24 protein-coding genes are annotated in these 25,280 nt (G+C 56.0%); 8 read left to right on the forward strand and 16 right to left on the reverse strand.

Translation table 11 applies throughout. From position 1 onward, the window contains the following. A partial coding sequence (locus E1H13_RS15235; RefSeq protein ID WP_206070380.1) for a transposase occupies positions 1–141 on the forward strand: 141 nt, incomplete at its 5' end. Here E1H13_RS15235 and E1H13_RS15240 read toward each other — a convergent pair. From E1H13_RS15240 to E1H13_RS15265, 6 genes are all read right to left on the reverse strand, one after another. Beyond that, positions 97–666 (reverse strand): hypothetical protein, encoded by a 570-nt coding sequence (locus E1H13_RS15240; protein WP_169614275.1) that lies wholly within the window; start codon positions 664–666, stop codon positions 97–99. The two genes, E1H13_RS15235 and E1H13_RS15240, sit on opposite strands and share 45 nt — an antisense overlap. A gap of 65 nt (positions 667–731) precedes the next feature. Next, complete coding sequence (locus E1H13_RS15245) at positions 732–1,436, reverse strand: hypothetical protein (RefSeq protein ID WP_206070554.1); 705 nt, start codon at positions 1,434–1,436, stop codon at positions 732–734. Beyond that, complete coding sequence (locus E1H13_RS15250) at positions 1,433–2,485, reverse strand: DUF559 domain-containing protein (protein WP_169614276.1); 1,053 nt, start codon at positions 2,483–2,485, stop codon at positions 1,433–1,435. The genes E1H13_RS15245 and E1H13_RS15250 overlap by 4 nt, the downstream gene beginning before the upstream one ends. A 220-nt stretch (positions 2,486–2,705) precedes the next feature. Beyond that, entirely contained in the window at positions 2,706–4,106 is a 1,401-nt protein-coding gene (locus E1H13_RS15255; protein WP_169614277.1) for an HlyD family efflux transporter periplasmic adaptor subunit, read from the reverse strand. Positions 4,107–4,266: 160 nt separating this feature from the next. Continuing rightward, entirely contained in the window at positions 4,267–6,648 is a 2,382-nt protein-coding gene (locus tag E1H13_RS15260) for an FtsX-like permease family protein (protein ID WP_169614278.1), read from the reverse strand. Positions 6,649–6,653: 5 nt separating this feature from the next. Continuing rightward, positions 6,654–7,379: an ABC transporter ATP-binding protein gene (locus tag E1H13_RS15265; RefSeq protein ID WP_169614279.1), complete on the reverse strand. Its 726-nt coding sequence runs from the start codon at positions 7,377–7,379 to the stop codon at positions 6,654–6,656. A gap of 135 nt (positions 7,380–7,514) precedes the next feature. Between E1H13_RS15265 and E1H13_RS15270 the strand changes: the two genes are divergently transcribed. Further along, positions 7,515–8,111 (forward strand): TetR/AcrR family transcriptional regulator, encoded by a 597-nt coding sequence (locus E1H13_RS15270; RefSeq protein ID WP_169614280.1) that lies wholly within the window; start codon positions 7,515–7,517, stop codon positions 8,109–8,111. A gap of 637 nt (positions 8,112–8,748) precedes the next feature. Here the strand turns inward: E1H13_RS15270 and E1H13_RS15275 are convergent. Next, positions 8,749–9,387 (reverse strand): DUF3105 domain-containing protein, encoded by a 639-nt coding sequence (locus E1H13_RS15275; protein ID WP_169614281.1) that lies wholly within the window; start codon positions 9,385–9,387, stop codon positions 8,749–8,751. Positions 9,388–9,485: 98 nt separating this feature from the next. Continuing rightward, on the reverse strand, positions 9,486–10,145 hold the full coding sequence (locus E1H13_RS15280; RefSeq protein WP_169614282.1) for a glutathione S-transferase family protein: 660 nt from the start codon (positions 10,143–10,145) through the stop codon (positions 9,486–9,488). Positions 10,146–10,298: 153 nt separating this feature from the next. Here E1H13_RS15280 and E1H13_RS15285 point away from each other — a divergent pair, with 153 nt between their 5' ends. Then, the gene (locus tag E1H13_RS15285; RefSeq protein WP_169614283.1) at positions 10,299–12,488 is read left to right on the forward strand and encodes a VWD domain-containing protein; all 2,190 of its coding nucleotides are present in this window, start codon (positions 10,299–10,301) and stop codon (positions 12,486–12,488) included. An 11-nt stretch (positions 12,489–12,499) separates the two neighbouring features. Here E1H13_RS15285 and E1H13_RS15290 read toward each other — a convergent pair whose 3' ends face one another. Further along, complete coding sequence (locus E1H13_RS15290) at positions 12,500–12,754, reverse strand: Txe/YoeB family addiction module toxin (protein ID WP_169614284.1); 255 nt, start codon at positions 12,752–12,754, stop codon at positions 12,500–12,502. Beyond that, complete coding sequence (locus E1H13_RS15295) at positions 12,751–13,002, reverse strand: type II toxin-antitoxin system prevent-host-death family antitoxin (RefSeq protein ID WP_169614285.1); 252 nt, start codon at positions 13,000–13,002, stop codon at positions 12,751–12,753. Before E1H13_RS15295 ends, E1H13_RS15290 begins: the two co-directional genes overlap by 4 nt. 231 nt (positions 13,003–13,233) lie before the next feature. Here E1H13_RS15295 and E1H13_RS15300 point away from each other — a divergent pair, with 231 nt between their 5' ends. Next, entirely contained in the window at positions 13,234–14,700 is a 1,467-nt protein-coding gene (locus E1H13_RS15300; RefSeq protein ID WP_169614286.1) for a phenylalanine--tRNA ligase subunit alpha, read from the forward strand. 144 nt (positions 14,701–14,844) lie between these two features. Here E1H13_RS15300 and E1H13_RS15305 read toward each other — a convergent pair whose 3' ends face one another. After that, positions 14,845–16,200, reverse strand: coding sequence for an IS200/IS605 family accessory protein TnpB-related protein (locus tag E1H13_RS15305; RefSeq protein ID WP_169614287.1), 1,356 nt, complete (start codon positions 16,198–16,200; stop codon positions 14,845–14,847). Between the two features lie 52 nt (positions 16,201–16,252). Between E1H13_RS15305 and tnpA the strand changes: the two genes are divergently transcribed. After that, positions 16,253–16,672 carry an IS200/IS605 family transposase gene (gene tnpA / locus E1H13_RS15310; RefSeq protein ID WP_169614288.1) on the forward strand — a complete coding sequence of 140 codons (420 nt, stop codon included), beginning with the start codon at positions 16,253–16,255 and terminating at the stop codon, positions 16,670–16,672. Here the strand turns inward: tnpA and E1H13_RS15315 are convergent. Genes E1H13_RS15315 through E1H13_RS15325 form a run of 3 tightly spaced genes read right to left on the reverse strand, consistent with a single transcriptional unit; the run spans position 16,635 to position 17,522 of the window. Continuing rightward, complete coding sequence (locus E1H13_RS15315) at positions 16,635–16,886, reverse strand: DUF2283 domain-containing protein (RefSeq protein WP_169614289.1); 252 nt, start codon at positions 16,884–16,886, stop codon at positions 16,635–16,637. The genes tnpA and E1H13_RS15315 overlap by 38 nt on opposite strands. 14 nt (positions 16,887–16,900) lie before the next feature. After that, a complete protein-coding gene (locus tag E1H13_RS15320) occupies positions 16,901–17,230 on the reverse strand; it encodes a hypothetical protein (RefSeq protein WP_169614290.1) in 330 nt (109 codons plus the stop codon). A 4-nt stretch (positions 17,231–17,234) separates the two neighbouring features. Beyond that, positions 17,235–17,522 carry a papain fold toxin domain-containing protein gene (locus E1H13_RS15325; RefSeq protein ID WP_347404170.1) on the reverse strand — a complete coding sequence of 96 codons (288 nt, stop codon included), beginning with the start codon at positions 17,520–17,522 and terminating at the stop codon, positions 17,235–17,237. A gap of 373 nt (positions 17,523–17,895) precedes the next feature. On the opposite strand from E1H13_RS15325, the gene E1H13_RS15330 reads away from it, so the two are divergent. Beyond that, positions 17,896–20,121, forward strand: a complete 2,226-nt coding sequence (locus E1H13_RS15330; RefSeq protein ID WP_169614291.1) for an amino acid permease — start codon at positions 17,896–17,898, stop codon at positions 20,119–20,121. A gap of 220 nt (positions 20,122–20,341) precedes the next feature. Here E1H13_RS15330 and E1H13_RS15335 read toward each other — a convergent pair whose 3' ends face one another. Together E1H13_RS15335 and E1H13_RS15340 are read right to left on the reverse strand one after the other, a co-directional pair. Continuing rightward, the gene (locus E1H13_RS15335; RefSeq protein WP_169614292.1) at positions 20,342–21,577 is read right to left on the reverse strand and encodes a hypothetical protein; all 1,236 of its coding nucleotides are present in this window, start codon (positions 21,575–21,577) and stop codon (positions 20,342–20,344) included. Between the two features lie 348 nt (positions 21,578–21,925). Further along, on the reverse strand, positions 21,926–22,207 hold the full coding sequence (locus E1H13_RS15340) for a 4a-hydroxytetrahydrobiopterin dehydratase (RefSeq protein ID WP_169614293.1): 282 nt from the start codon (positions 22,205–22,207) through the stop codon (positions 21,926–21,928). Between the two features lie 357 nt (positions 22,208–22,564). Here E1H13_RS15340 and E1H13_RS15345 point away from each other — a divergent pair, with 357 nt between their 5' ends. Both E1H13_RS15345 and E1H13_RS15350 read left to right on the forward strand, forming a co-directional pair. Continuing rightward, a complete protein-coding gene (locus E1H13_RS15345; protein WP_169614294.1) occupies positions 22,565–23,224 on the forward strand; it encodes a hypothetical protein in 660 nt (219 codons plus the stop codon). Between the two features lie 634 nt (positions 23,225–23,858). Beyond that, positions 23,859–25,262: a hypothetical protein gene (locus E1H13_RS15350; protein WP_169614295.1), complete on the forward strand. Its 1,404-nt coding sequence runs from the start codon at positions 23,859–23,861 to the stop codon at positions 25,260–25,262. The last annotated feature ends 18 nt before the right edge of the window (positions 25,263–25,280 follow it).

Raw genomic sequence — 25,280 nt, forward strand, 5'->3', positions numbered from 1 at the left:
TTGAGAATAACGAATGGAGTTGTAGAGGGAATAAATAATAAGCTTAAGTTGATTAAGCGATTGGGTTATGGCTTTTCTAATTTCGACAATTTCAAGTTAAGAGGTTTGTTGCCGTGGGTATTTCCGTTTAAAGCAGCATAACCAGACCGGAAGAGCCCGATTAATTTGAGCTAAAGCATTTAAAGTTTGCCGGATGGCATTTCTTAAGGAGTTAACAGGTAAGTCTGCCATAATCTCAGATGACACTGATTTACCTGTCAAAGACACTAAGTGAACAATCAAATCTCGAAGCTGAAATTGGGTTCTTCCATCGTTAGCATCTTCTTGCAGTGAGCTAATATATCCCTGAAGCACGGTTTCCCAGAAGTCACGGACATCAGTCATATCGACCAGAATGAAGTTAAGTCCGTTGGTTAATGCATACTGTCGAGTGATACCAACCAGATGTGTTTTACCAGATCCTCCTTCACCTATAATTACGATCCCAAGTGGTGATTGGACTTGGGGAAAATCCTTCAATTTCTTTAGATTAGCGAAAATTTCTTGACGCTCATCTCGGTGAAGACCATCAACATCATCCGTCATATTCTGCCATACACTTCTAATATGCATGGTCCAGTTGAGGTCAACGGATTGAAGAGCATTAATAGCAATTGGATCTTTCACTGATTTTATCCTAAGACTTTAGATAAATGATGTGACTTTTATGGCCGTTAATAATATAGCGGTTCTCACTTGGATAAAGTACAAGCCAGTTGTCCAGGTCTATGCGTTCCAAATCTTTTCTCAGTCGAGGTGTACCTTATGCGTTCAAGAACCGCTATAACAGCTGCTTTATCATCCTCTGGTGTAATCTCTTCTGGATCATCTAAGTGCATTAGGACTAGATTTCCTGCTAATTCCATGGTTTCTAGTGCCTGATCAACTTCTTTTTGGGAAAAGTTAACTAGAGAATGGCGGAGAGCAGCCAATTTCACTCTGACGTTACGTTTCCCTGAAGTGATTTGTAGATAGGTGTCACGAATGCACTCAATCAAGTCATGGTTAGCAGCTTCGTTTTTCTGGCTTCGATCCAAGTTGCTCTGACTAGCTGTAGTCAAAAAGTCCGCCAGGGAGATTTGGCGCGATCGCAGAAAAGCCCCTAACTTTTCCAGCAACACCTGAAACGTGGGAATAGCCGTGGTGGCCCGACTGGGAAACTGCACCCCAAAATCTGGGGATTGCAGGCGCATGGCCAGCCAGTCCCAGGCTTTGTCTTCCAACACAATGTGAGACGCCCGGCCTCGTTTTTCTACCCTGATCAAACCAGCATCCACTAACTTGCGGCGTTCAGTCGGTGTGATGCCGGGCTTCACTTTAGACATCATCGGCTCATCTCCTGTAATCAGGAGACTCCACACCACCAGGTCTAACTTAGGCGTTAACTCAATCGTCACAGAGACACCTCCCGGGTATAACAACGTTGCTGGCGACGAAACCGGACCACATCACGGATCTTTTCCACCGCCACCTCCACATCACTGATCACCTGATCATGGGGCAGTCGCAGCACCACATAATCACTGATCAGCAGCTCATAGTCACGATGACGGTCCTGGGCAAACCCAAACCGATTTCCATGGTGGCGATAACCATCAATTTCTACAACCAACCGTCCCTCAGCCCAGAGTAAATCCACCAGGTAAGTTTGTTGACGGACCGTCTTGACCAGTTGATTAAATCGAAACAGTGAGCCTAATTCAGCATCCTGGGCCAGCCACTGGGCCAACTTGGCCTCCCCTGGGCTAAACGGATGGGGCCGTCCCTGGATGGGGAACACCACATGTTTCGCTTCATCCTCAGCGGTGGGGGTAGGGCTGGATAGACCAGCCAGGGGCTTAGCCCCGTACAACACAGCATCGAGGGCGCTATCTCCAGCCAGCGACTGGGGCAGGGCCAGGGCGATTCGGGCCTGGGTGTGGGTCGCTATCCAGTGGACCGCCTGGGCCAGGGCCAGTAACCGATGCGGCGGCGGTTGACTATCTGCCAGCCAGAGAACTAAGGCAATGCCGTTGGGCTCAATGGCCAAGGCCAGTTGAGCCAATTGCAGACTATGGGGAAACGCTGTTAACACAGGCACTTGCCCCTGGTGTCGAGCTCGCACAGCCGCCCTGAGCCAGGGCAACGATATCTCGACATGGTGCTGCTGCCAGTCCAGGCACCGATATCGATTCAGTAGGTCCGCTTCAGCGGTGGACTCAGCCGCAAACAAATTTTCCTGACCATACCAATTGGGCCAAAGCCCTTCAACCACCCTGGCCAGGGCTTGCAACACGCTGGCAATAATATCGCTACTATCCGGTAAACTATCCCACCGGTGAAACACCACCCGTGGCCCCTGACCCAAGTCCTCCGCCAGGGCTATCTGAGCCCAACTGTCAGGGTCCCCTTCCCAGAGGAAGGTTTGAACTTGACCGGGGGCGAGGTTGGTAATTTCGAGTAGCAAAACGTTACAGCAATCGGCTTGCGGGCAACAGCATAGTTATTGTTAGCGTTCCCAAACGTCTGGCTCAGGATAAAAACCCAACTGAAATAATTCATAACTTTAGGGCCATAGCCCGTGCGTAGCCGCAACACCGGGCAGATCGGGCCAAGCTCTAAGCAGACGACAGCAGATGTTTTATTTCCGCTTTTCTCTCTTCAATTTTCGATTTTCCCTCTTTCCCTCAGCGCCCCCGGACCCTCACTCCTGGCTCGATCTGGTCGCCGGGGTAGAGAATCACTTGTTCCCCCGCTTCTAGTCCAGATTCAACCACCGCCTCAAAGTCACTGCGGGGGCCAACCTCAACGGTGCGTTGCTGGGCCCGGCCATTGTCTTTCACAAAGGTGCACCAGTCGGTGTCGCAGCGAAACAGAGCGCTGATCGGCAGCTTTAGCACATCCTCCTGTTGCCACACCACAATCTGAGCATTTACCCGGAAGCCATCCCCCAGGGGCACGTCGGGGTCCACAAAGTCGGCGATGACGTTGACCCGTTGTTCATCCACCCCCAGGGCCGATACTTCAGTGAAGGCGGCGGGTTCCACCTGGCGGACGGTGGCTTCCAGGGTGTGGTCGCCCCCCCAACGATCCAGGACAATCGGGTCCCCTGGGGATACCCGCACCGCGTCGGTGGACAGAATATCGATCACCAGTTCCAGGCCGTTGGGGTCGCCCACGGTCAGCAGGGGGGTGCCCGCCGCCACATAGCGAGCGCTGGGCTCAAGAATCTCTAGCACCCGACCCGCCGCCGGGGCGGCAATGGTGGTGCGGCTGGCATCGACAGTCAGGCTGGCCAGTTCAGCATCCAGGGCGGCGATTTCCCCCTGGTACACATCAATCAGGTAGTCGGGGTCCTGTTGTTCGGCCCTGAGGCGATCGCGCTCCGCCTGGGCCGCTTCAATATCGGCCTGGGCCACAGACACCTGCTGCCGGGCCGTTTCCAGTTCCTGCTGGCGCTGGGTGAGGGCCAGGTCCATGGCTTCCAGGTCCTGGCGAGCAACAGCCCCCTGGGCGTGTAGGGTGGCCATCCGATCGCGATCGCGCTGGGCCTGGGTGCGGGCTGCTTCTAGCTCGCTGACTCGGGCCTGGGCCTGGGTATGTTGGGCCTGGGCCGCCCGGATGCGACTGTTGGCCTGGGCCAGGGCCTCGGGCTTGGGCCGCTGGGTGTCCACCCCAGCCAGTTGGGCTGCCACGGACCGCCGTCGGGCCTGGGTAGCCTGTACCTGGCTGGTCAGGGGTAGGGGGTCAATCCGGGCCACAGCGGCCCCGGCAGCGATGGTATCCCCCTCGGTTAGGGTGATCCGCTGCAGCTCGCCAGCCACGGGGGTAGCGACCACATAGCGATCGCGCACCCGGGTTTTGCCATCGGCATTCACCGTCACTTGCAGGTGGCCCCGTTCTACCGTGGCCAGGTCAACCTCCACTGGCTGGGGCCGAAAGGCGTAGATTACAAGGCCCACCACCCCCAAGCCACCGAGGACATAAAGCCACCGCCGGGACCGGTTGCGGTTGCCGGTAGGCGGGCCTTTGCCATTTTGGTCCTGGGCCGTCAGGGTCTCGGCATTGGCATTATTGGTAGACGTCATAATTTAGCTCCCTCCCTTGATGTATCGAAATCAGCCTCGATTCCAGCCCCCTCCTCACCCATCCACGCCCTCACCCATCCACGCCTTCACCCATCCACCCTACCCTTCGGGAAGCCGCCCCGCGTCTACCACCCATCCACCCATCCACCCATCCCACCCCTTACTCCCGGGTTTTCAACACGGCAATTAGATCCAGTCGTCGCAACTGGTGGCCAATCAACAGAGCCGAGCCAGCGGCCGCCAGCCCGGTGACCAGCAGGGCAAACAAATAGCTGGCCGGATGAATCACAAAGGGGATGCGCAACATTTCAGAATCCACCGCTGGGGAACGGTTCAAGGCCCAGGACAGGCCATAGCCCAGGGCCCACCCCAGGGGCACCGCCGCCAGCACCAGGGCCCCCTGTTCCCCCAGCAAAATGACGGCAATTTCCCGCTGGGTAAAGCCAATGATGCGTAGGGTCGCCAGTTCGCGGCTGCGTTCCGACAGGGCAATGCGGGCCGCGTTATAGATCACCCCGGCGGAAATGATCGTGGCAAACAGCATCAGCACCGCGTTCATCGCCCCGGAGGTGGCTCCAATGGTTTCGTCAAACTGGTGCAGGGCGGTTTCCCGCTGGGCTACACTGGCCACCGCCGGGGTTTGCTTCAGTTGGCTGTACAGGGCGGTAATCTGCTGCTGATCCACCAGCAGGTAGGCGCCTGAATAGCTGGTGTCTTCCTGCATCAGCCGGTTCAGGGCATCCACATTCATATAGGTGGCCAGCCCCATCAGTTCGTCCACCAGGCCAGCCACGGGCACCTGGCGGGTGGGACGCGCCCCTTCCAGCACCTCTACCGTCAACGGATCGCCGATCTGCACATGCAGCAACTCTGCCAGTTTGCTGGTCAAGACAATGCCGTCATCGGGAATGGGCACCGACTGCAAGTCCTGGTCAATCAGCCGCCGCAGGGTGCTGGGGGAGCTGAGGCCGGTGATGCTGCCCAGGCGGGTGCGATGGCCATAGCGGAACCGCACCGGCACCGCCCGAAAGGGCTCCACCCGCAGCACCCCAGGCAGCTGCGCCAGGTCATGGCGGACCCGGCCTGACAGGGGTTGGGTAAAGGTGAGGGTCATATCTTCCCGTTGCACCGTATGGAACTGAACCGCCATGATCTGATCGGTGGCGTCACTAAAGTAGCCCCCTACCACCAGAATCGCCACCGCCATGGAAATGCCGACCACCGCCATCAGGGCCTGCAACGGTCGTCGCTCCAGGTTGCGCAGAATGATGCGTCCAGCGGGGGAGAGAAAACGCTGCAGGCCCATGCGCTCAACGATGGTGGGCTTAAAGCTGGCGGGGGGCTCGGGACGCATCGCCTCGGCGGGGGGCAAAGAGACCACCCCCTGCACAGCCTGGAAGGCGCCGATCAAAGCGGCGATCGCGCTGACCCCCACCGCTGTTACCATCACCCTGATCCCCACCTGATACTGCACCGAGGGAAACTGGTAATACTGCACGTAAAAGTGGGTGAAGTTTTCCCCTAACCAGCGGCCCAGGCCCAACCCCACCAGGGCACCCAGGGCGACCACCACCAGCACCAGTTTCAAAAAGTGCAGCCCCACCTCCAGGTTGCTGTAGCCAAAGGCCTTAAGCACCGCAATCTGGTCCCGTTGGGTACTGACCAACCGGGCCAGCACCATATTCAGCAAAAAGGCGGCAATGCCCAGAAAGATCACGGGCAAGATCACAGCCATCACCTGCAGCCCTTGCAGGTCATCCTCTAAAAACCGATGGGAAACCTGGTTATCGCGGCCATAGGCCCCCAACCCGCCATAGGGATCGAGAATTTGATCGAGCCGAAAAATGACCGCCTGCTCGTTGGCCCCAGGGGTGAGGGTCAACACTACATCATTAAAAGCCCCATCCAGGTCAAAGGCGGTGGCCAGGGCCGGTCGCCCCATCCAAAACACCCCAAACCGCTGGTTGTCGGGCAACAGCTCGGTGCCGCTGATTTCATACAGGTATTCGGGGGATAGGGCCGTACCCACAATCCGCAACTCCTGCCAGCGGCCATTGATCACCGCACTGATGGTATCCCCCAGGGCCAACTGGTTCGCTTCCACAAAGGCGGGGCTGGCAATCACCTCATCGAGGCGATCGGGCTGGATGTAGCGACCCGACTGCAGGGCAATGTCGTTGAGGATGGCCTGGGGCTGCTCGGGGATCGACACCAGCCGCCCGGTAGCCGGATCATCCAGTCCCGGCACATCCAGGGTGACGGTTTCCACTACCCGCGATCGCCCCTGCCCCACCCCAGGAATCTGCCGAATCTGATCCATTACCCCCTCGGGGGCCCGCTTCAGCTGCACAAACACATCGGTAAAGCGGTACTGGCTGTAGTACTGGGTCTGGGAGAGCTGCAACGACTGGTAGGTGCTGGTCATGGTGACCATGCTGGCAATGCCACAGGCCACAATCAGCACAATGGCAATCACCTGCCCCCGCAGGGTGATCAGGTCTCGCACCAGCTTACGATCAATGGCTAGTAGGGAGGATAGCATGGCCCTTACCACTCCAACTCATCTGGACTGGCTCGCCGCTGGTTGTGCTCGATGGTGTGGATCTGACCATCGCGCATGGTAATCACGCGATCGCCCATCGCCCCAATGCCCGCATTGTGGGTAATGATCACCACCGTGGTGCCCAACTCCTGATTCACCCGGGCCAACACCTCCAGCACCAGCTTGCCAGTGCTATAGTCCAGGGCCCCGGTGGGCTCATCGCAGAACAAGACTTCCGGGCGTTTGGCGATCGCCCGGGCAATGGCCACCCGCTGCTGCTGCCCCCCCGAGAGCTGGGAGGGGAAGTGGTCCAGGCGATCGCCCAGACCCACCAGAGCCAAGGCCTCCTCGGGCCGCATCGGGTGGGGGGCAATATCGGTGACCAGGGCCACATTTTCCCGGGCGGTGAGGCTGGGAATCAGATTATAGAACTGAAAAATAAACCCAATGGACTCTCGCCGAAACCGGGTGAGCAGACCATCGCCCCCCTGGCTCAAGTTTTGCTGGCGAAAGTACACCTCCCCGCTGGTGGGCACATCCAGCCCGCCCAAAATATTCAACAGGGTCGACTTGCCGCTGCCCGACGGCCCCAGCAGCACCACAAATTCCCCCTCGTACAGGTCAATGTCCACTTGCCGCAGGGCATGCACCGCCACCTCACCCATCTGATAGGTTTTGACGAGGTGGTGGCCATGGAAAATAGCTGGAGCGGCCGTAGCGGTGGAAGTCATGGTAAACCGTTGCCTTGACAATTTTCTTTACTAAAAGACCACCTGGAATCAAAATACTGGGTAGTATCTGTATATCTTCAAGTATAAGACGGCCTGCAGGCCTGTCAATTTAGCGTTGCGAAAGGAAACAAACCGATGGCCAGACAGCGACTCTCCCGTGACCAAAGTCGCCGCCAAACCCGTGAACGGCTGCTGACCGCCGCCGCCCAGGTGTTTGCCGAACAGGGATTCAATGGGGCCTCGGTGGAGGACATTGCGACCGCGGCGGGCTATTCCAAGGGGGCGGTTTACTCCAACTTTGACAGCAAGGAGGATCTGTTTCTGGCCTTGATTGATCAGTACCTGGCGGTAGAACTGGAAAAACTGGGAGATGGGCTTGACCTCTCCCTTTGGGAGGCAGAATTTGAGCGGGATCTGACCGAAAACCGCACCCTCAATCTGCTTACAGTGGAGTTTTTTCTGTATGCCATGCGCAACGAATCGGCCCGGCAAAAGCTGGCCCAGCGCTACCGGGTCGCCTACGAGGTGTTGGCTAAGCTGCTGGCCCAACACTACCAGCAGGCCCATCTGCCCCAGCCCATGTCAGCTCAACATTTGGCCTGGGCGATCACATCCATGGGGACGGGGTTGTTTCTGCAAACTTGCCTGGACCCAGAGGCTGTGCCAGAACGCATGTACATGACGGCCCTGAAGCGGATTTTGTACGGCAACGGCGAACCCAACGCAACCTAGGACAGAAAGGCAGTCGATAACGATACAGGGTCAGCATTTTGCTCAACCGCTTAAGGAGGCTACTAAGTACACATAAGTCCTGTGAGCCCTTGTGGGCAGGGTTTTCCCTCCATCCCCCAGCCCCTTCCTCCCAAAATGGGAGGTAGCACCTTGTGCTTCTCGCAGAGTAGGGGAGTAGAGCTTTCAAAGCCCCTCGCCCTTCTGGGAGAGGGGTTTGGGGAGAGGGAAGACCTCAGCCGAGAGTGAGTTTCTCCCGTTTGGGCTTTTCCTCCATCCCCCAGCCCCTTCCTCCCAGGGCGGGAGGTAGCACCTTGTGCTTCTCGCAGAGTAGGGGAGTAGAGCTTTCAAAGCCCCTCGCCCTTCTGGGAGAGGGGTTTGGGGAGAGGGAAGACCTCAGCCGAGAGTGAGTTTCTCCCGTTTGGGCTTTCCCTCCATCCCCCAGCCCCTTCCTCCCAGGGCGGGAGTAAGGGGAGCCGGAAACTCTTATCTGGTCTTGCTTTTGCCCATTTTGAAACCCTTGTCTAGCCTCCCCCGCTCTTCGAGAAGCAAGCTACACCCATTTTGGGAGAAGGGGATTGTTGGCGTAGCCTGCCCAGAGGGCTTGGGGGAGAGGGCCAAGATGTGTGTACTTAGTAGGTTAAGGAGGGCAGAGACCTTCTTGGCATTCTGGACCACGGGCAATATGGGCGTCATAAAATTGTTCGATGGCGGCGGCATCATAGTGGTCTAGCCGCTGCAGGTACTGCCAGGCCGTTAGGGCGATCGCCCCTTCAAAATTCTCCCGAGGGGTCAGAATAATCCGTGGGTTGCGACGGCTCAATTGCCGCACCTGGCCTTTTAGTTGATCCAGGGTTTGCCCTTCGATTTGGTCAGGGTCGTAGTAAATCACAATGCCGCCGTGCTCCAGGTTATGCACCAGCTTTTCATCTTCGGGGGCTTCAGCATAGATGCCCCAAACGGCCCAGGCATCATAGTGAGCCCCAGAGGTGGGCGGGTTGGTGTTGTATTCCACCCGCTGGCCTTCGGGAACATGTTGGCGGCCCTCATCAGGAAACTGTTCGCCTGGGGGGGCAGGCTCTTGGGGCGGCAGCGGCACTCCAGGGGAGTCGGCGACAAAGGTGTCCACCCTGGCAGAGGTTTGTTGACCGCTGTTGACCACCGCCAGAACCGCCACCGCCACCACGATACTGAGGGGGATGGCCAACCAGCCTTTATCGCGCAACTGTTTAGACCAAGCGGACCCACGGCGACGGGATGATCGACGGGATTTAGCCATGGGTGTCTCCCTATACTTCAATAACGTTAATAGTTTTACAGATCGCTGTTTGATTGTGGCCTCATACCAGGTCCTCGGGGAACGGTTGGGGACTGCCCCTACTGACGTTGGGCCATGCGCTGGGCCATGCGGGCCTTGAAGGCGGCGATCGCCTCGGGCGTCGGCTGAGTCCGTTGCCAGGCGTCTCGCTCTAGCAAGGCCTGAGCCCACCGCTGCAACTGGGGATAGGGGCCTAAATCCACCCCGATGCCAGGGAACCAGGCGGTGACGGTGCCCAAAACCAGCTCGGCCAGGGTTAGGCGATCGCCGCCAAAGTAGGGACGCTCACCTAGCTTTTGCTCCAAGAAGGCCAGAACACCACCCACTCGGTCCAGGGCCTGGGCGATCGCCTCGGCATCCGGTTCACCGAAGCCCATCATCTTTTTGGTCAGGGGGGCCAGGGCGGGCAACAGTTCGTTGACGGTCACCATCTGCACCATTCGCACGGTGGCCAGATCTGCGGCCTGTTCCGGCAGCAGCGGCGGTTGGGGATATTGGGCGTCGATGTAGTCCAAAATGGCGAACGATTCAATCACCGTCAGCTCCCCATCCACCAACACAGGAATGTGGTGAAACGGGTTCAGGGTGAGAAATTCCGGCTTAAACTGGTCGCCCCCCAGGTCCACCTCCACCGTTTCAAAGTCCAATCCTTTTTCCAGCAGGGCCACCCAAACCCGGCGCGAGTTGATCGAAAGCGGAGTGTGATAGAGGGTTAGCATAGCGGTTGCTCAGTAATGTCATACTTCGAGATAAAGTCTATCGTTTCGTGAATCTTTCCGGAATTAGCCTCCCCTGGATAGAAGTTCGGAAACAACAGGTACCTCTACATACCTGGACTCTTCTTTGGCTAACAGGACGGTGGATAGATGGCTATGGGTATATCTCGCTGCCGATGGCTGCGGTACGGACTCCTGATCCTTTTAACCCTGGGGCTGTTGTTGGGCCTGGGGGCTCGACCGGCCCCTGCCGATGCTGAGCTAGTTAGCTTAGTGGCAGAGGCCAAGACCTACCTGGAAACCCAGACCGGCCACCGCTTTACCAAGCCGATCATTGCCACCCGAGAGCCTTACTACCAGGGGCTATATATCCGCGACGATGGTTACCACCTAGCCACCAGTCGGGCCGCCGCCCGCGACCCCGATCACCCCGGTCGCTGGATTGATCTCAACATCCTGGAAGGGCGGGCAGGCAGAGAGCTGCCGGAGGCCTGGGAAGCTTGCCTGGTGGTGTTTTCCGAGGCCTGGACCCACCAAAATGCCACCGCCCAACGCAGCACCGTGGCCCATGAACTGTTTCACTGTTACCAGCGGGAAAAGTGGGGGTCCAGCTATCGTGCCCCCCTCTGGGTACTGGAAGGGTCGGCGGTGTGGGCCGGGGAAACCTACACCGGCGGCTCCTCCCGCAGTGAAACGACCTGGCCCCGCTATCTGCAATGGACCGCCCGGCTAAACGAGCGCAGCTACGATGCCCTGGGGGTCTTTGCCCACATGGCCCATAGCGGCGAGGCCAATGTTTGGCAGATGCTGGACCGGGCCTTTACCCCACCCCTGCCCCCACCAGCCGCTGAGGCACAATGGACCGATCGCATTTTAGGTCTGCTGGCCAACCGCAACGAGTTTCTGCAAACCTGGGCCATGGGCCTAGAGCGGCACCCCAGCCAGCGGCCGTGGAACACCAGCGGTCCTGGCATCACCCCGGAGCGGCGGGAGATTCAACCCCTACCGATTGGGCAAGGGCGACAAATTCAGCGCACCGTGCAGCGGCTGTACCAGATCCCCCTGCCAGCGGGGCAGGTGATTGCCGTCGATGTGGTGAATGGTGGCCATGGGGGGCTGCGCTGGGGGAATACCACCACCCGCATTAGCGATAGTTTTAACCAGCGGTATTGCCTGGGGGATAGCTGCCGGTGCGACGATGGCTCCCAGCCGCCGGGAGTGACATCTGTGGAAGCGAGCCCAGGGCTGATTGCCCTGACTGGCTACCCCGACACCGCCCAGGTGTGGGTTGACCCGATCGAAAACCCCTGTGAACCGGAGGAACCAGAGGAGCCTGAGGGGGGTGGTGGTCCCAGTACCCCCTGGCCTGGGGGCGATCGCGGTCGAGGCACCAGCTATGGCGACCCCCACATCATCACCTACGACGGCTATCGCTATAGTTTCCAAACCCTGGGGGAGTTTTGGCTGAGCCAGACCTCTAACGGCCAATTTCAGGTGCAGGCGCGCCAGGGCCAAATTCCCGGGCGACCCCTATCGATGAATACCGCTGTGGCCATGCAGGTGGGGGGCCACAGCCTCAGCATTTACGCCCAGGATTCACCCGATGGTCAATCGCCCCTGTGGTTAGATGGTCGTCCCCTGACCTTGAACGAACCTACCCTGGCCCTGCCCGGTGGCGGTCAACTGCTGCGCCAGGGCCAGCGCTACCAGGTGAACTGGCCCAGCGGGGAAACGGTGCAGGTCTCCCCAACCACCCTGGGAGGGACGGCCTTTTTGACCGTCACGGTGGAGGTACCTCGCTCTAGCAGTCAGTACCAGGGCCTGTTAGGCAATTTCAACGGCAGTCCTGGGGATGACCTCCAGGTTCGCGGCGGCGGGGTGGTGCTCCCCCAGGATGGTTATGCCCCCATCACCCGCCTGGTGCGGGGACTGATTCCCAGCCCGGTGCCCCTTAACCAGGTGCAAACGGCCTTCTTTCAGCAGCTTTACCGCCAGTTTGGCGACAGTTGGCGGATCACAGCGGCGGAATCCTTGTTTGACTATGGCCCTGGCCAGTCCACCGACACCTTTACCCGGCGAGACTTTCCCAGCCAGTTTCCGTCGTTGGTGGGGGTAGCCCCAGCCCAGATTCAGCAAGCCACCCGCCTGTGCCAGGAGGCCGGGGTGAATGAGTGGATGATGGAGGGCTGTGTGTTTGATGTGGCCGCCACTGGCCAACCCGGATTTGTGCAGGGGGCGGTGGATGCGATCGCCTCTACCCTGGTCAATCAAATTCAAAATCGGGTCGAGCAGGAAATCCGGCGACAGGTTCCCCTGCCCTTTCCCCTGCCCCGGCTACCGTTTTGATAGCCCCCTGGCTAATAGTGGTAACGACACTGGGCAATCAGAATGGCCTGATCTTGCAGCTTATAGACCAGGCGGTGCTCGTCCGTGATGCGGCGCGACCAGTAGCCCTGCAAGCCATGCTTAAGGGGTTCGGGCTTACCCATCCCTTCAAACGGGGTTCTCATGGCGGTTTTAATCAACTCGTTGATCCGCTGGACTATTTTTTTGTTGGTCTTTTGCCAATACAGGTAATCGTCCCAGGCAGCTTCTGCAAAGATAATTTTCAATCGTGCAACTCCTGCTCCTGGCCTTCCTCGGCCTCAAGTTGGGCAATGGATGCAAGCAGCCGCTTGGCATTCTGGGGACTGCGTAACAGATACGCTGTTTCTTCCAAGGCGTTGAAATCGTCAAGGGATATCATCACCACGGACTGTTGATTATTGCGGGTGATAATGATGGGGGCATGATCCGCGCAAACCCGATCCATGGTTTTAGCTAGGTTTTGACGGGCAGCGGTGTAAGATATCGCATCCATAGGAGACCTCTTGACTGTACATAATATTGTACAGGATTCAACCCAGGGCGACCCGACTTCTATCGGGCAGATCAATTAGCTCAATGGTCTTGGGTGATCTCTGGATAACAAAATACCCCCGTAGGATGGGCAAGGCCCTTTGCCCATCCTACATAAAGGGACAATCTTTTCTAGAGATCACCTTGGTTCTTCCCTTTGATAATCTTAGGAAAAGTCCCCTGGAGCCTCCCTATGCTCGATTTGCCCCAACTGACTGGCAAACAGCGACAGTTTATTCAACTGTTGCAGCAGCAACCAACGGTGGACAGTTTGCGATCGCACTGTGCCCGCCATGGGTTTGACTTCAACTTCATCAATGGTTTTTTGCTCAGTGGAGCACTAGATGGTTATGTGGAATGGCAAGAACAATCCACTGAAGCCTGGGTGCTGACCCCGAAAGGGGAAGAGGTGGGGGGCCAGGTGCCCGGGGTGGCCTTGGCAGAACAACTGCTACAGGGAATTCGCGATCGCGTTACCCTGCAAGGCCAGCTGGGCGATCGCTTTAGCCAAAATTATGGAGCTCTGCGGCGCGAGCAGGCGGTGGATTTAATTGATGAAGGCAATACCGCCCTGGTGACGGTGCTGAAGCCTGGGGTATTGAAAGACTACGTGCAGCGGCAGCAGGTCTTTGCCGCGATCGCCCAGGGAGGCTCCCCCGACGACCAGGCCGCAGAGCCCCTGAGCTGGCTACAGCAGCAGGGCTACATCACCCGCCGGGTGGAGGCTGACTATCGCCTGACGGTATTGCCCGCCCTGCAAACCCTGGAGCTGAGCGACGTGGTCACTACCCTGACCAGCGAGCTGATTTTGTCAGGGCAGTGGCAGCAGGTGCAGCTCAAGCCCTACGACATCCACGACGCCGTCCCCGACGTACCCTACGGTCGCCCCACTATCCTGACCCAGTGCATCCAGCGGATTCGGGATATTTTTCTCAACATGGGCTTTGACGAAATGTCAGGCTACCTGGTGGAATCGGCCTTTTGGAACTTTGACGTCCTCTTTACCCCCCAAGATCACCCGGCCCGGGAAGTGCAAGACACCTTCTACCTGGCCCAGCCCCAAACCCTGCCCCTACCCAACGACGCCAACCTGATAAGCCAGGTGAAACAGATCCACGAAGCTAACTACGGCGGCCAGTGGACCGAGGCCGAAGCCAGCCGCGCCATCCTGCGCGCCCACACCACCTCGTCTACAGCTCGGCGGCTGTACCAAATGCAAGGGCAGACCGGCAAATACTTTTCCATTGATCGGGTCTTCCGCAATGAAACCGTCGATCGCACCCACCTGGCCGAATTCCACCAAATTGAAGGCGTCGTGGTGGGAGAACTCTTGAGTGTGCGCACTCTGATGGGCTATCTCACCTACTTTTACGAGCGCCTGGGGTTCAAGCAGCTCAAGTTTAAACCCGCTTATAACCCCTACACCGAGCCTTCCCTGGAAGTCTTGGCCTACCATGCCCCTAGCGATCGCTACCTGGAGGTAGGCAACTCGGGCCTATTTCGCCAGGAAATGCTGCAACCCCTGGGCTACGGGGACAAGTCAACGGTGGCCTGGGGCCTGGGCCTAGAGCGGATCGCCATGCTGCTGTACGACGTGGAAAAGCTATCCGATCTAATCGGCCCCGACATTCGCCTAGATCACAAAACTACCGCAAGCTAGGGAACCCTCTGCTCAGAGCGCTTGCTTACGGACGATCCTACGTCATTTAAGCACTGGCCATTAACTGAGCCCATAAGGGTTTCTCTTTAGATAGCTGACTCACAATGAAGCTCTCCCACCTGGCGTAGCCGAGGTGGGAGTGTCCTATGTTAATCTCGAACTATCCAGAGTCCAGAGATCACACAGGCAGGCCCAGCTTCTAGGCGACCGTCCAGAACGTTTGCTGGAACAATCCTCACTGTCCTTTCGGCGAGTGAGTTTAAGAATGCCCCTGGCGGCGATATTTTGCGACCCGTTCAGGTCTGCGTTGTACCGCTTGCCAGAGGAGAATTTTGCGAGGGCGTAATTTTTGGAATCGCGCCGAACCAAGCCAGACCCATCGTAGGCCAGCTTCGAGGTGTAGGCGGCAACGATATCAATCACCTTGCCGCCCAACTCTTGCCACTTCAGTTCGGTGAAGTCGCGGATTTTGGCCTTGAGCCATCCGTGAAAGCGCTGGCGCAGGTTGGAGCGTTTCCGACCTCCCGTCGCCTTCCACCCTTTCAGGTTCTCAAAAACGATTGCTTCTGAGTTGAACTCGTTGGCAATCTGGACAATCCGCTTAGAAACAATGTGGCTGATTTGCTGGTTGATGTTCTGACACTTTCGATAGGTGTTGGCACAGAACCCCTTGTGGAGCTTGCCGCCTTTGCCCATCGTCTTAGAGGCCCGCATTGAGACGGATTTGAGCCGTTTGTCTCGACGGTCTATGTCTCTTCCAGGGTGAATGAATTCACGATGGATTACAGTACCGTCATGGGTCACGACTGCCACGGTTGCCGTGGTGTTGATGCCCAGGTCTACCGCTGTCACGTTCCCGTCAGGCTTCCGCTTCGCTGGCATGCAGTGAAACGGCACCGATAGGTGACAGGCCTTGCTGTTAACGATCAGTGAGGGCGACAACAATTTGTTGCCGGGTACCTCATGGCGGTCACGTAGTCCCGTAATTTGAACCGTTGTCCAAACCCAGTCAGACCCCGTGAATACCTTGATTTCAACCTGCTCATACCCGTGCAGCTTGTAGCACTGGCCCTTATAAAGCGTTGGGTAACAGCCTGCATCAGCATTGAGCTGAGGTGGCTTAGCATCCTTCCGCTTTCGAGACGGCCCACTCTGCCATTCCTGGTATCGAGTCAGGAAGCTGCTAACCTGCCCCGCCGCAAACATGATGGCGGCACGGCGATAGTAGCTCGGGAATTTGTGGAACGTCCCATCAATCAGCGCATACTTTGGGCTAGGGTTTTGCGCTGTTTGATGGATGAGTCGTTCGATAGCAGGAACTAGGTTGTCGCTGGGCAGGCTTCCCAATTCTGGCCAGTGCGTGAAGACAACGCCAACCAAATGTCTGCACAGCCGACGATAGACCGCCACCGTTTCGCCAAACAGCACTCGCTGCTCTGCGGTCGGGTTCAGCGTCCACTTGTCGGTGCGAATAATTTTGGTGGGCTTCTTTGTCTTCATAGTCCTATTGTACTACAGTGAATGGGAGGAATAAACCCCAGACTGCTTGTCTATGGCTGGTAAGCTCAGATCTTTTTCTCATAGTGTCGCCTTGCTGAAGGGGCATATTGTGTTCGTCACGAAGTACCGCCATCCCGTCATCACTGAAGCCATAGAGGCTGACATCAAAGCGCTGGCTGAAAGTATCTGCCTGAAAGTTGACTGCATTCTTGAGGACGCAAAGGCTGACCTGGGAAGCAAAGACCACATCCATTTGTTGGTGGATATGGCCCCAAAGGTGTCGGTGTCCAGGTTGTGCAACACCCTCAAAACGGTAACTAGCCGGGAGATTAGGAAGCGCTACGCTGAGGAGTTGCGGCCATACTACTGGAAACCTGTTTTCTGGAAACGAGGATTTAGCGCTGTCTCTAGCGGCGGTGCCCACCTCTCCATCCTCAAGCAGTACATCGAGAACCAGGGCTATGACGACTAGACCCCGCCGCTCCTTGACCCCCACCTGTTCCCAGGTGGGGGAATGCGTCGCTAAAATTGTTCAACACTGAAAACCCGAGCAAGTTACCGTTCTGATCAACACGCTCCATGATGGCCTCGTTATCTGTTTCTCGCATATAGCCGGGGGCGTCGGAAAATAGCACCTCCATGAAGTCTGCTTCGGGATCAAACCAAATCTTTACGGTTTGGGTCATACCTGTTCTCCCTGTTAAGCACTCATCAGGTCTGTTGTTTCCTCTCTATGCCGGAACTCATCTAGCAATTCAAAGAACTTTTCAAAACCCGTTTTCTCATCATGGCAAGAGAGCATAATCAGCTTGGCCCAAGAGGTCACAGACTTCACCTCTAGCTTATTTTGCAGCCACGGTTGAAATTCTTCATAGAACTGTTCTTCTTCTTCTGTGAGTTCCGCCCCTAGTTCACTGCGGGCAATCTCATACCCATTCAACAGCATGAATAAGCCACTGACCGATGGATAGCCCAAGTACATTCCTGGACTTTTTTGAATACGGTTTAACAAGTCAAAGACAGTAGACATTTCTTTATTTCCCCCTGTCTAAAAGGTCTGAAAGTGTAATTTCTTCAATCTCAAAACGACCACTAATGCAGTTAAAATCCGCTACCCAGTCATCTCGCAATAGCCCCTCATTGCCCAGGTTATCAAATACCCGCCCATGTACTTCAATACCGTAGTGGATACCGTTTTCAGTAATCGACTCCTCAACACCATAGCGCTGGCTGGTGATAAACACTTCTGTTTTGCGGCGCGTTCGTAGCCGAAGAATAGTTACCCCAATGCCCCTTGATTGAAGCCATTGGGCCAGGGCGATCGCACACTTATCACATACATTCTAAAAGCGGGTAGGAGACAGCGATCTCACCAACTTTCTGCCAGATATCTTCATTGGTGGGGCGATTGTTCTCCGAATCGCCTGCGCCGATAATCATGCTAGCTGGGGCTCTCAAATCGTGTAATGGCCAGAATAATGCACCTCAAGTGCACCGTCAAAACCTAGAAGCTGGGGTTTAGAGAAGCTGGGGTCTAAATCAGATTCAAGTCCAGACCTGGAGTTCTGCCTGTGGGAAAACTTCAGATCCCGAGCTGGACTTGGTATACAACAGACATTGGGCTGCGGTAGGCTAGCGGAAGGGTTACGCTGTCGTTGGGTCTTCGTTACCCAGCCCCGACGCTTATCCCGGATTATGGCCAAACCACCCAAAGATCATGTGATTGTCTCGAAAGGAGAAGAGTCCCAAGGATTGGGGACCTTTGGAGGCGTCTTTACCCCATCCATTCTGACTATCCTCGGGGTAATCATGTACCTGCGGTTTGGCTGGGTGCTAGGCCATGTGGGGTTTTGGCCAACCCTGCTGATTGTCACCATTGCCACCTCCATTACCCTATTGACGGGGCTATCGATTTCCGCCATTGCCACCGACCAGGTGGTGCGGGCCGGTGGAGCCTATTACATGATCAGTCGCTCCCTGGGGATTGAGACCGGCGGGGCGGTGGGCATTCCCCTCTACCTGGCCCAGGCGCTGTCAGTGGCCCTGTACACCATCGGCTTTGCCGAGAGTCTGGTGCAGGTGTTTCCGGTGTTACCCCAAACCCTGGTGGCGTTGATTACCACGTTGCTGGTGGCAGCCCTGGCGCTCAAATCAGCCAACATTGCCATTAAAGCTCAGTACTTGATCATGGCAGCGATTGTGCTGTCCCTGGGATCCCTGGCCCTGGGGCACGGGGTAGAGCCTGGGCCCGCCCTCCCAGCCGAGCCCCCCGGTTCCGTCGGGTTTTGGGCTGTGTTCGCCGTATTCTTCCCAGCGGTGACCGGCATTATGGCTGGGGTCAACATGTCTGGAGATTTAAAAGATCCCCAGCGGTCCATTCCCCAGGGAACCCTGGCCGCCATTGGGGTAGGCTACGTGATTTACATGATTATTCCGGTACTGCTGAGCCAGTGGGCCACCCCCGAGACTCTGGTGGCCGAGCCCTTGGTGATGCGGCGCATGGCCCTGTGGGGAGATGCAATTTTGCTAGGGGTGTGGGGAGCCACCCTATCGAGTGCCATTGGCAGCATTCTGGGGGCACCTCGGGTCTTGCAGGCCCTAGCCCGCGACGGCATTTTGCCCCGCAGCCTGAAGTGGCTGGGTCGAGGCCATGGGCCAATGGATGAACCCCGACTGGGGACGCTGTTTACCCTGGGTCTAGCCCTGGCGGCGGTGTCCCTGGGGGATCTGAACCTGATTGCCCCGGTACTGACCATGTTTTTCTTGACCACCTATTTGGTGCTGAATGTATCGGCAGGCCTAGAAACCTTTTTGCAGAGCCCCTCCTTTCGGCCCACCTTTAAAGTGCACTGGGGTCTGTCCCTGCTAGGGGCCGTGGGCTGTCTAGGGGTGATGTTTTTAATTAATCCAGTGGCCACGGTGATGGCTGCGGTGATTGTGTTGGGTATTTATATCTGGCTAGAGCGGCGCGAAATACAAGGGGCCTGGGGGGATGTGCGCAATGGGCTGTGGATGACCCTGATCCGCACCGCGTTGTTTCAACTGCAAACCACCCCAGATACCAAAAACTGGCGCCCCCACCTGCTGGTGTTTTCTGGAGCGCCGACCAAACGGCCCCACTTGACTGAGTTGGCTGTGGATTTAACCCATAGTCGCGGGCTAATTACCCTTTCGAACGTTCTGCCCCCGGGAGCCCGTAGTGCCAGCCAAAAAGATGCCATGGAATCTACCCTAAAGGACTATCTCGAAAAGCAGGGGATCGAGGCCTTTGTGCGCTTGGTCACTGCTTCAGACCCCTTTAGCGGTATGGAAAAACTGGTGGATGCCTATGGCATTGGTCCTCTGGTACCCAATACGGTCTTAGTGGGGGACACCGAGGCCGAACAGACCCGCGATCGCTTTTGCCAGATGGTAGCGACCTGCCATCGCTCGAAGCGAAATGTGCTGATTTTCCGCAGCCAACCCGAAAACTATCCGGCCCTGACCAAAGGGCTAGCGCTTAACCGCCGTATCGATGTGTGGTGGGGAGGGTTGCAGGCTAATGGTGGCCTGATGCTGATCTTGGCCTACTTACTGCGGACTAGCGGTCGGTGGCGCGATGCCGATGTCTATCTAAACCTGGTGGTCCCTAATGAAACCGCTAAGGCTGCCGCCCAACAAAATCTGGAGCATCTGGTAAAAAGTCTACGGATTGGGGCCATTCCCAGGGTGATTGTAGCTCGCGATCGCAGTTTCGATGACATCCTCACGACCTCATCCCAAACCGCCGATCTAGTGTTTCTGGGTCTAGCCACCCCCGATGGAAACTTCAGTCAGTATTATATCGATGTCCAGCGACGCACCGCCGCCCTGCCGAACACCCTGCTGGTATTGGCCTCTGAGGATCTAGAGTTTGCCGAGGTGTTACAGAAAGAAGCGTAGCACTGCCTGGTAGAAATTATGACAATTGTTGCCGAGGGTATCAGGTATCAGGTATCAGGTATCAGGTATCAGGTTCTAGGTAACAGGTGTCAGGTTCTAGGTAACAGGTGTCAGGTGTCAGGTGTCAGGTTTTAGGTAACAGGACAGGTTGGCCGACTTATGCTCTAGGGAACTAGAATCAAATATGCCAATCCTAAAATATCAGTAACGATGCCGGATTCTAGTGGCGATTGAACAGCCGGGCATTTCCCTCCCGCCATAGATTCTGGGCCGCCCCTAAAAGGCGATTAAACCACCCCCTTTCGGCCAGCTCAGGGGGATCAAGATCTCTAATAACAGAGCGACAGCTATCAGTAGGCCATTCCCCGAACATACATTGCAAGCCAATGGGGGAAAGCATGGTGTTCCGTCCATTGTGACCCACATTGGGAACGATGCGAAAGGCATGGGCAGATCCCCACACTTGCTCACCACAAAGATGCTGAAAGTACACGTCAGCCCGCTGCAACCGGTGAGCCCCCTGTAACATAGCCCTAGATGCTCGAGGAAGGCTAGCGGCCTCAGGGTTATTGTCATTTTCGCCAATCAGATGGGCTACTCGCCGACTGCGATAATTGTTGCGGATATCCTCAGCCGAAAGATTAGCATTGCTGAGGTACCAATAGTTATTGAGTGGTTCTAGGCCAAACGGATAGCGGTTATATTGTTCCGATAACTGGTTGATGGTCTGGTTCGGGTTGTTACTAGCGGCGATCGCCGTTGCCATCATTTCTTCGGTGGGGGTAGTCATCTGATAAGGAAAACTGTTACCACTGGACAGCCGTCTAGGCCCCATATACAGGTATGTCCCAGGATTCATAATCACATAGCGCACCTGAAACCCTCTGGAGACAGGAAACTGACTCGTGGCGGCATAGCGATTCACCATCTGTCCACCCCCCGACTGCCCCACTATCACAACACTCTGTATATTGGGGAACCGACCTGACGTGGTTGCATCTTCAATCAGTCGATCCAGAACATGGTAGCTACTGGCTCGGGCTGGATAGTCGGGTGAGCGCGGCTTCGATCGGGCTCCAAAAAAACGCCCACCATCCCAAGTAAGCAAATTAGGCTCATTGGCGAGCACCTCCTCCAGGTTGTCGTAAGACTCGCTAGAGGTGTCTGAGTATGCTTGTCCTACATCAACCCATTGGGGAGCCACCACTAAGGCTTGGGGCGCGACCCCTGCTGCCACTGCGGCATCAATCCCATTTTGCAAATAATCTAGGGCCTTGCCCCCCATACCATGCTGTGAAATTAGCAAGGTTTGCACATTTTGGTTGGGGCGGGAAGGGAAAAAGCTGTTAGAAGATCTGCCAATGCCACTGGCGAATGGAATACTAACGGTATGCTGGCTATCAGCATAAGTGACCTCAAAGGTAAAACGGTCCTCAGCGATAGGGTTTCCACTCATAATTTGAACCAACCAGTGGGCAGTGCAGAATGCTGTGCAAGCATTTCGACTAACTAACTTTAGAATATCTGCACAGATTCTCCCGCAGTGATCCACAAGTTTTAACCCAATGATAGATACTGAGCAAAGCACGGCCAGTAGATCAAAGAGCCAGGGTTCTCAAAATACTGTACCGACGCTACGACGCCTACCATCTAGCGCCACCTGAAATTAAACCAGATCCAAGTCCAGACCTGGAGTTCTGCCTGTGGGAAAACTCCAGATCCCGAGCTGGACTTGGTATAGTCCAGCCCAGAGCATAGCTACTCTGGGCTGTTGAGGACGTTAGGCCACAGAGAAAATGGATGACTAACCCAGTTTAGAGAGGGTTTCAGCCATGGCAAAATCCTTTTCCGTCAGCCCGCCAGCATCATGGGTGGATAGGTGAATGACCACTTTGTTGTAGGAAATTTGCAAATCCGGGTGATGGCCAGACGCCTCAGCCGGTTCCACCAGTTGATTCACAAAGTCAATGGCGGTGACAAAGTCCTTAAAGGTGCGCGTGCAGGTAATGGCTTTACCGTCGAGGGACCAGTCAGGTAACTGACTTAGTTTAGTTTGAATGTCGCTGTCACTCAGCAGAGTTGCCATAGTAAAAAATCAGGTAACTACCCTTAGATCCTAAGGCATGCTTCCATTAGTGCCTATGTTGGACGGCAAAAGCCCCAGTATTAAGGGCTCAAGGGCTTTGTGAGGATAGTAGCTCGCCTTAGGAGAGGGACTGTGAAGCTTCTGACTACCCTATTCCTATTTCAACTGACACCTCTCAGCCATTGCGTCAGTTTTTCCAAAAAATACCTTCAGGTCACTCCCGGCACTAAAGTCACCCTAATGGGTACTTACAAAGGCATAGTTTAATGTCCACAATTAATTCATAGAAAATTCAGTGCGGCTCAATCGGTTCTGCCCTGGCTGTACTGGTTTCATGAATTTCTAAGGAGTTTTGCTATGTCAAGCCCTGGCATTTATAGAGGTAATGATGGTGGACTGTATTACTTTCAAAGCAACTTTGCTGTAGGCGGAAATGGTCGTTGCGCCTGGTTTGGCTTTAATCAAAACGCTGGATGGGCCAATGTATTTTTTGGAAGCTGGACACGGGATGGCCAAATTATTCGAGGAATGGAAGGCAGATGGTGTGATGTGCCCTGGTCTAATTTTCTGGGCAGTGGAGAAATAGCCGTTGACTTTCAGCACTTGGGTAGACGAACAACATGGGTACGTAGAAGCGTCACAGGTGGCTTCGGCGGGTCAAGATGGAGTCCAGAAAGTAATGCACCTTCATTTCCAGCACTATCTAGGGGAAAACGGGATTTTGAAGAGAGTTCTCTAAGTGGGGTATGGCAAACGAATACGGGAGCATTTTATTACCTCCGAGAGCTACCTTCAGGGCAGGTATTTTGGTTTGCAATCAGGCCTGATTTAGCTGCCACCCATGTAGCCATGGGTAATCGCCGAGACAATCGGGTGTGGGCAACCTGGCTGGACATTCCTCCAGGTCAAGTGCGAAGTCAAGGGAATCTATCCCTAAGGCTGTTGCCCCCCAATTTCATGGAAATAGAAAGTAGCAGCGCTTCGTTTGGCTCTTCCCGCTGGATTAAATTGTCCTAATATCCCTACAAAACTCCCTTTAAAAGCTATCCGCCCCTGTCAGGGGAAGATAACTTCCGGGACAGGGGCGGTCTAGTTGGATCTTAGGTTGAACCTGACTGCCGGGAGGAACCCTCATCAGCCAGCTTCAGAAGCTCAGTCATCTACAACAGCAGATAACACCGATAGTTAGAGCACAGCCCCGGCGCACAGCCGGCTTACGTCAACCTGAAGACCCACACGTTTACTACTCTCTTGCATGGGCACCACCTCCTAAATTTCTAAAGGGCAAATTTTCAGATTTTCTGCTGGAGGTAACCTAGGCTAACAATGCTTCGAGCGATTACCGCGGAATACCTCGAAACCTTGTCTTTAGCCTGGCGTAGCAGCATTAACCGTAAGGTAGCACAATATTTCTAGCTGTGGCAGAAATAGGTCCAATAGCCTGGATGTTTACCGCAGAGTTGAGGAAGCTTAAGCCGATGTCAAGCACGCTGCTGGGGTTCACGGTACGCGGTTTCAGGCGAGCCGTAGACCCTGCACCGTAGACCGTGCACCGCAGACCCTGCTGCCCCGTCACCTCTGGCTTGACAGACCACTAGTCATTTCTGATGGCTAGTGTTTATAGTGGTTGCTGGTTTATCGGCGCAACCCTATGGCACAGGCAATCGGCACAACAGCGAAAATCCTTACCTGTGTTGGCCAGGGTCGGTCGGTGGAGCTTACGACGCGGCTTGCCACCAGTGGCGAAGGGGAAGTGTGGCACACCAACTGGGATGGCTACGTGGCCAAGCTCTACTTCAACCCCAGCCCCGATCGCATCCGCAAGCTGGAGGTGATGATCGCCAACCCGCCCACTGACCCCAATGCCGCCATCAATCACCCCTCTTTTGCCTGGCCCCAGGCCCTGTTGCAGGATGCCAGCGGGCGATCGCTAGGGTTTGTGATGCCTGAAATCGCCAACAGTGTCGAGCTGATTGATGTCTACAATCCCCAACGGCGGCGGGCGGTGTTGCCGGGGTTTAACTGGCTGTACCTGCATGTGGCGGCGATGAATATTGCCTCCATCACCCAGGCGATCCACGCCAGGGGCTATGTGCTGGGAGATATCAAACCTCAAAACATCCTGGTCAATAACCAGGCCTTACCCTCAGTGATTGACACCGATTCTTTTCAGGTACGTAATCCTCAAACAGGGGAAGTGTTTCGCTGTCCAGTGGGGTCTGAGGGGTTTACCCCACCCGAATTGCTGGGGCAAGATTTGGCCGCCATGGACCAGACCGAAGGCCACGATCGCTTTCGCCTGGGGATTATTATGCACTTGCTGCTGTTTGGCGACCAGCCCTTTAAGGGAGTCTGGACCGGCTGGGGTGATCCCCCCGATCCCAACCAGCTGCTGAGTCAGGGCCACTGGCCCTACGGCATGACTACCCTGATTCAGCCCGGACCGCTGACCATCCCCCTGGAGACAGTGCATCCAGAGCTGCAGCAGTGCTTTTTGCGCTGCTTTAACCAGGGTCACCGGGATGCCAGCCTGCGCCCTACCCCAGGGGAGTGGCTCCAGGCCCTGAAGCTGGCGGTGGCTGACCTGAAAGCCTGTGGCAAGGTGAACTGCCATTACTACAGCCAAAGCTATGGGCGGTGCTACTGGTGCGATCGCAAAAAAGCTTTAGGCATCGACGTTTTTCCGAAGGCATCCCTGTCCGCTGCCCAGCGGCGGGCCAGGTACCAAGATACCCTTGACCGGCTCCTGCAACCGGCGAGTCAGCTCGCCCAGACCGTGACCCAGCGTTTAGATTGGCCCCGTCTACCTTCGACTCCTACCTGGCCTCAGATCCCTCTACCTCAACGGCCCCAGATGCCGTCCCTGACCCTGCCTAAGGCCTGGAAACAATATGCGATCGCCACCAGCCTGCTTTCTGGGGTCGCGATCGCTTCCCTGGCTATCATCAAGGTCCTGATGGCCCAGCAGAATACCGAGTCCATGGTCTTCGGTACAGTTTTATTCATCGGCCTGTTGGTTGTGTGGGCACAGCTCGCCAAGCCAACCTCGTCCTAGGATTGCCTGACAGAAAAC

Source organism: Nodosilinea sp. P-1105 (assembly GCF_012911975.1).
Classification (GTDB): domain Bacteria; phylum Cyanobacteriota; class Cyanobacteriia; order Phormidesmidales; family Phormidesmidaceae; genus Nodosilinea.

Coding starts and splice junctions, on each gene's coding strand:
- E1H13_RS15270 (WP_169614280.1), top strand. CDS start 7,515: ATGGCCAGACAGCGACTCTCCCGTGACCAAAGTCGCCGCCAAACCCGT.
- E1H13_RS15275 (WP_169614281.1), bottom strand. CDS start 9,387: ATGGCTAAATCCCGTCGATCATCCCGTCGCCGTGGGTCCGCTTGGTCT.
- E1H13_RS15320 (WP_169614290.1), bottom strand. CDS start 17,230: ATGTCTACTGTCTTTGACTTGTTAAACCGTATTCAAAAAAGTCCAGGA.
- E1H13_RS15280 (WP_169614282.1), bottom strand. CDS start 10,145: ATGCTAACCCTCTATCACACTCCGCTTTCGATCAACTCGCGCCGGGTT.
- E1H13_RS15340 (WP_169614293.1), bottom strand. CDS start 22,207: ATGGCAACTCTGCTGAGTGACAGCGACATTCAAACTAAACTAAGTCAG.
- E1H13_RS15295 (WP_169614285.1), bottom strand. CDS start 13,002: ATGGATGCGATATCTTACACCGCTGCCCGTCAAAACCTAGCTAAAACC.
- E1H13_RS15255 (WP_169614277.1), bottom strand. CDS start 4,106: ATGACGTCTACCAATAATGCCAATGCCGAGACCCTGACGGCCCAGGAC.
- E1H13_RS15335 (WP_169614292.1), bottom strand. CDS start 21,577: ATGAGTGGAAACCCTATCGCTGAGGACCGTTTTACCTTTGAGGTCACT.
- E1H13_RS15345 (WP_169614294.1), top strand. CDS start 22,565: ATGTCAAGCCCTGGCATTTATAGAGGTAATGATGGTGGACTGTATTAC.
- E1H13_RS15330 (WP_169614291.1), top strand. CDS start 17,896: ATGGCCAAACCACCCAAAGATCATGTGATTGTCTCGAAAGGAGAAGAG.
- E1H13_RS15350 (WP_169614295.1), top strand. CDS start 23,859: ATGGCACAGGCAATCGGCACAACAGCGAAAATCCTTACCTGTGTTGGC.
- E1H13_RS15300 (WP_169614286.1), top strand. CDS start 13,234: ATGCTCGATTTGCCCCAACTGACTGGCAAACAGCGACAGTTTATTCAA.
- E1H13_RS15285 (WP_169614283.1), top strand. CDS start 10,299: ATGGGTATATCTCGCTGCCGATGGCTGCGGTACGGACTCCTGATCCTT.
- E1H13_RS15305 (WP_169614287.1), bottom strand. CDS start 16,200: ATGAAGACAAAGAAGCCCACCAAAATTATTCGCACCGACAAGTGGACG.
- E1H13_RS15265 (WP_169614279.1), bottom strand. CDS start 7,379: ATGACTTCCACCGCTACGGCCGCTCCAGCTATTTTCCATGGCCACCAC.
- tnpA (WP_169614288.1), top strand. CDS start 16,253: ATGGCTGGTAAGCTCAGATCTTTTTCTCATAGTGTCGCCTTGCTGAAG.
- E1H13_RS15260 (WP_169614278.1), bottom strand. CDS start 6,648: ATGCTATCCTCCCTACTAGCCATTGATCGTAAGCTGGTGCGAGACCTG.
- E1H13_RS15315 (WP_169614289.1), bottom strand. CDS start 16,886: ATGACCCAAACCGTAAAGATTTGGTTTGATCCCGAAGCAGACTTCATG.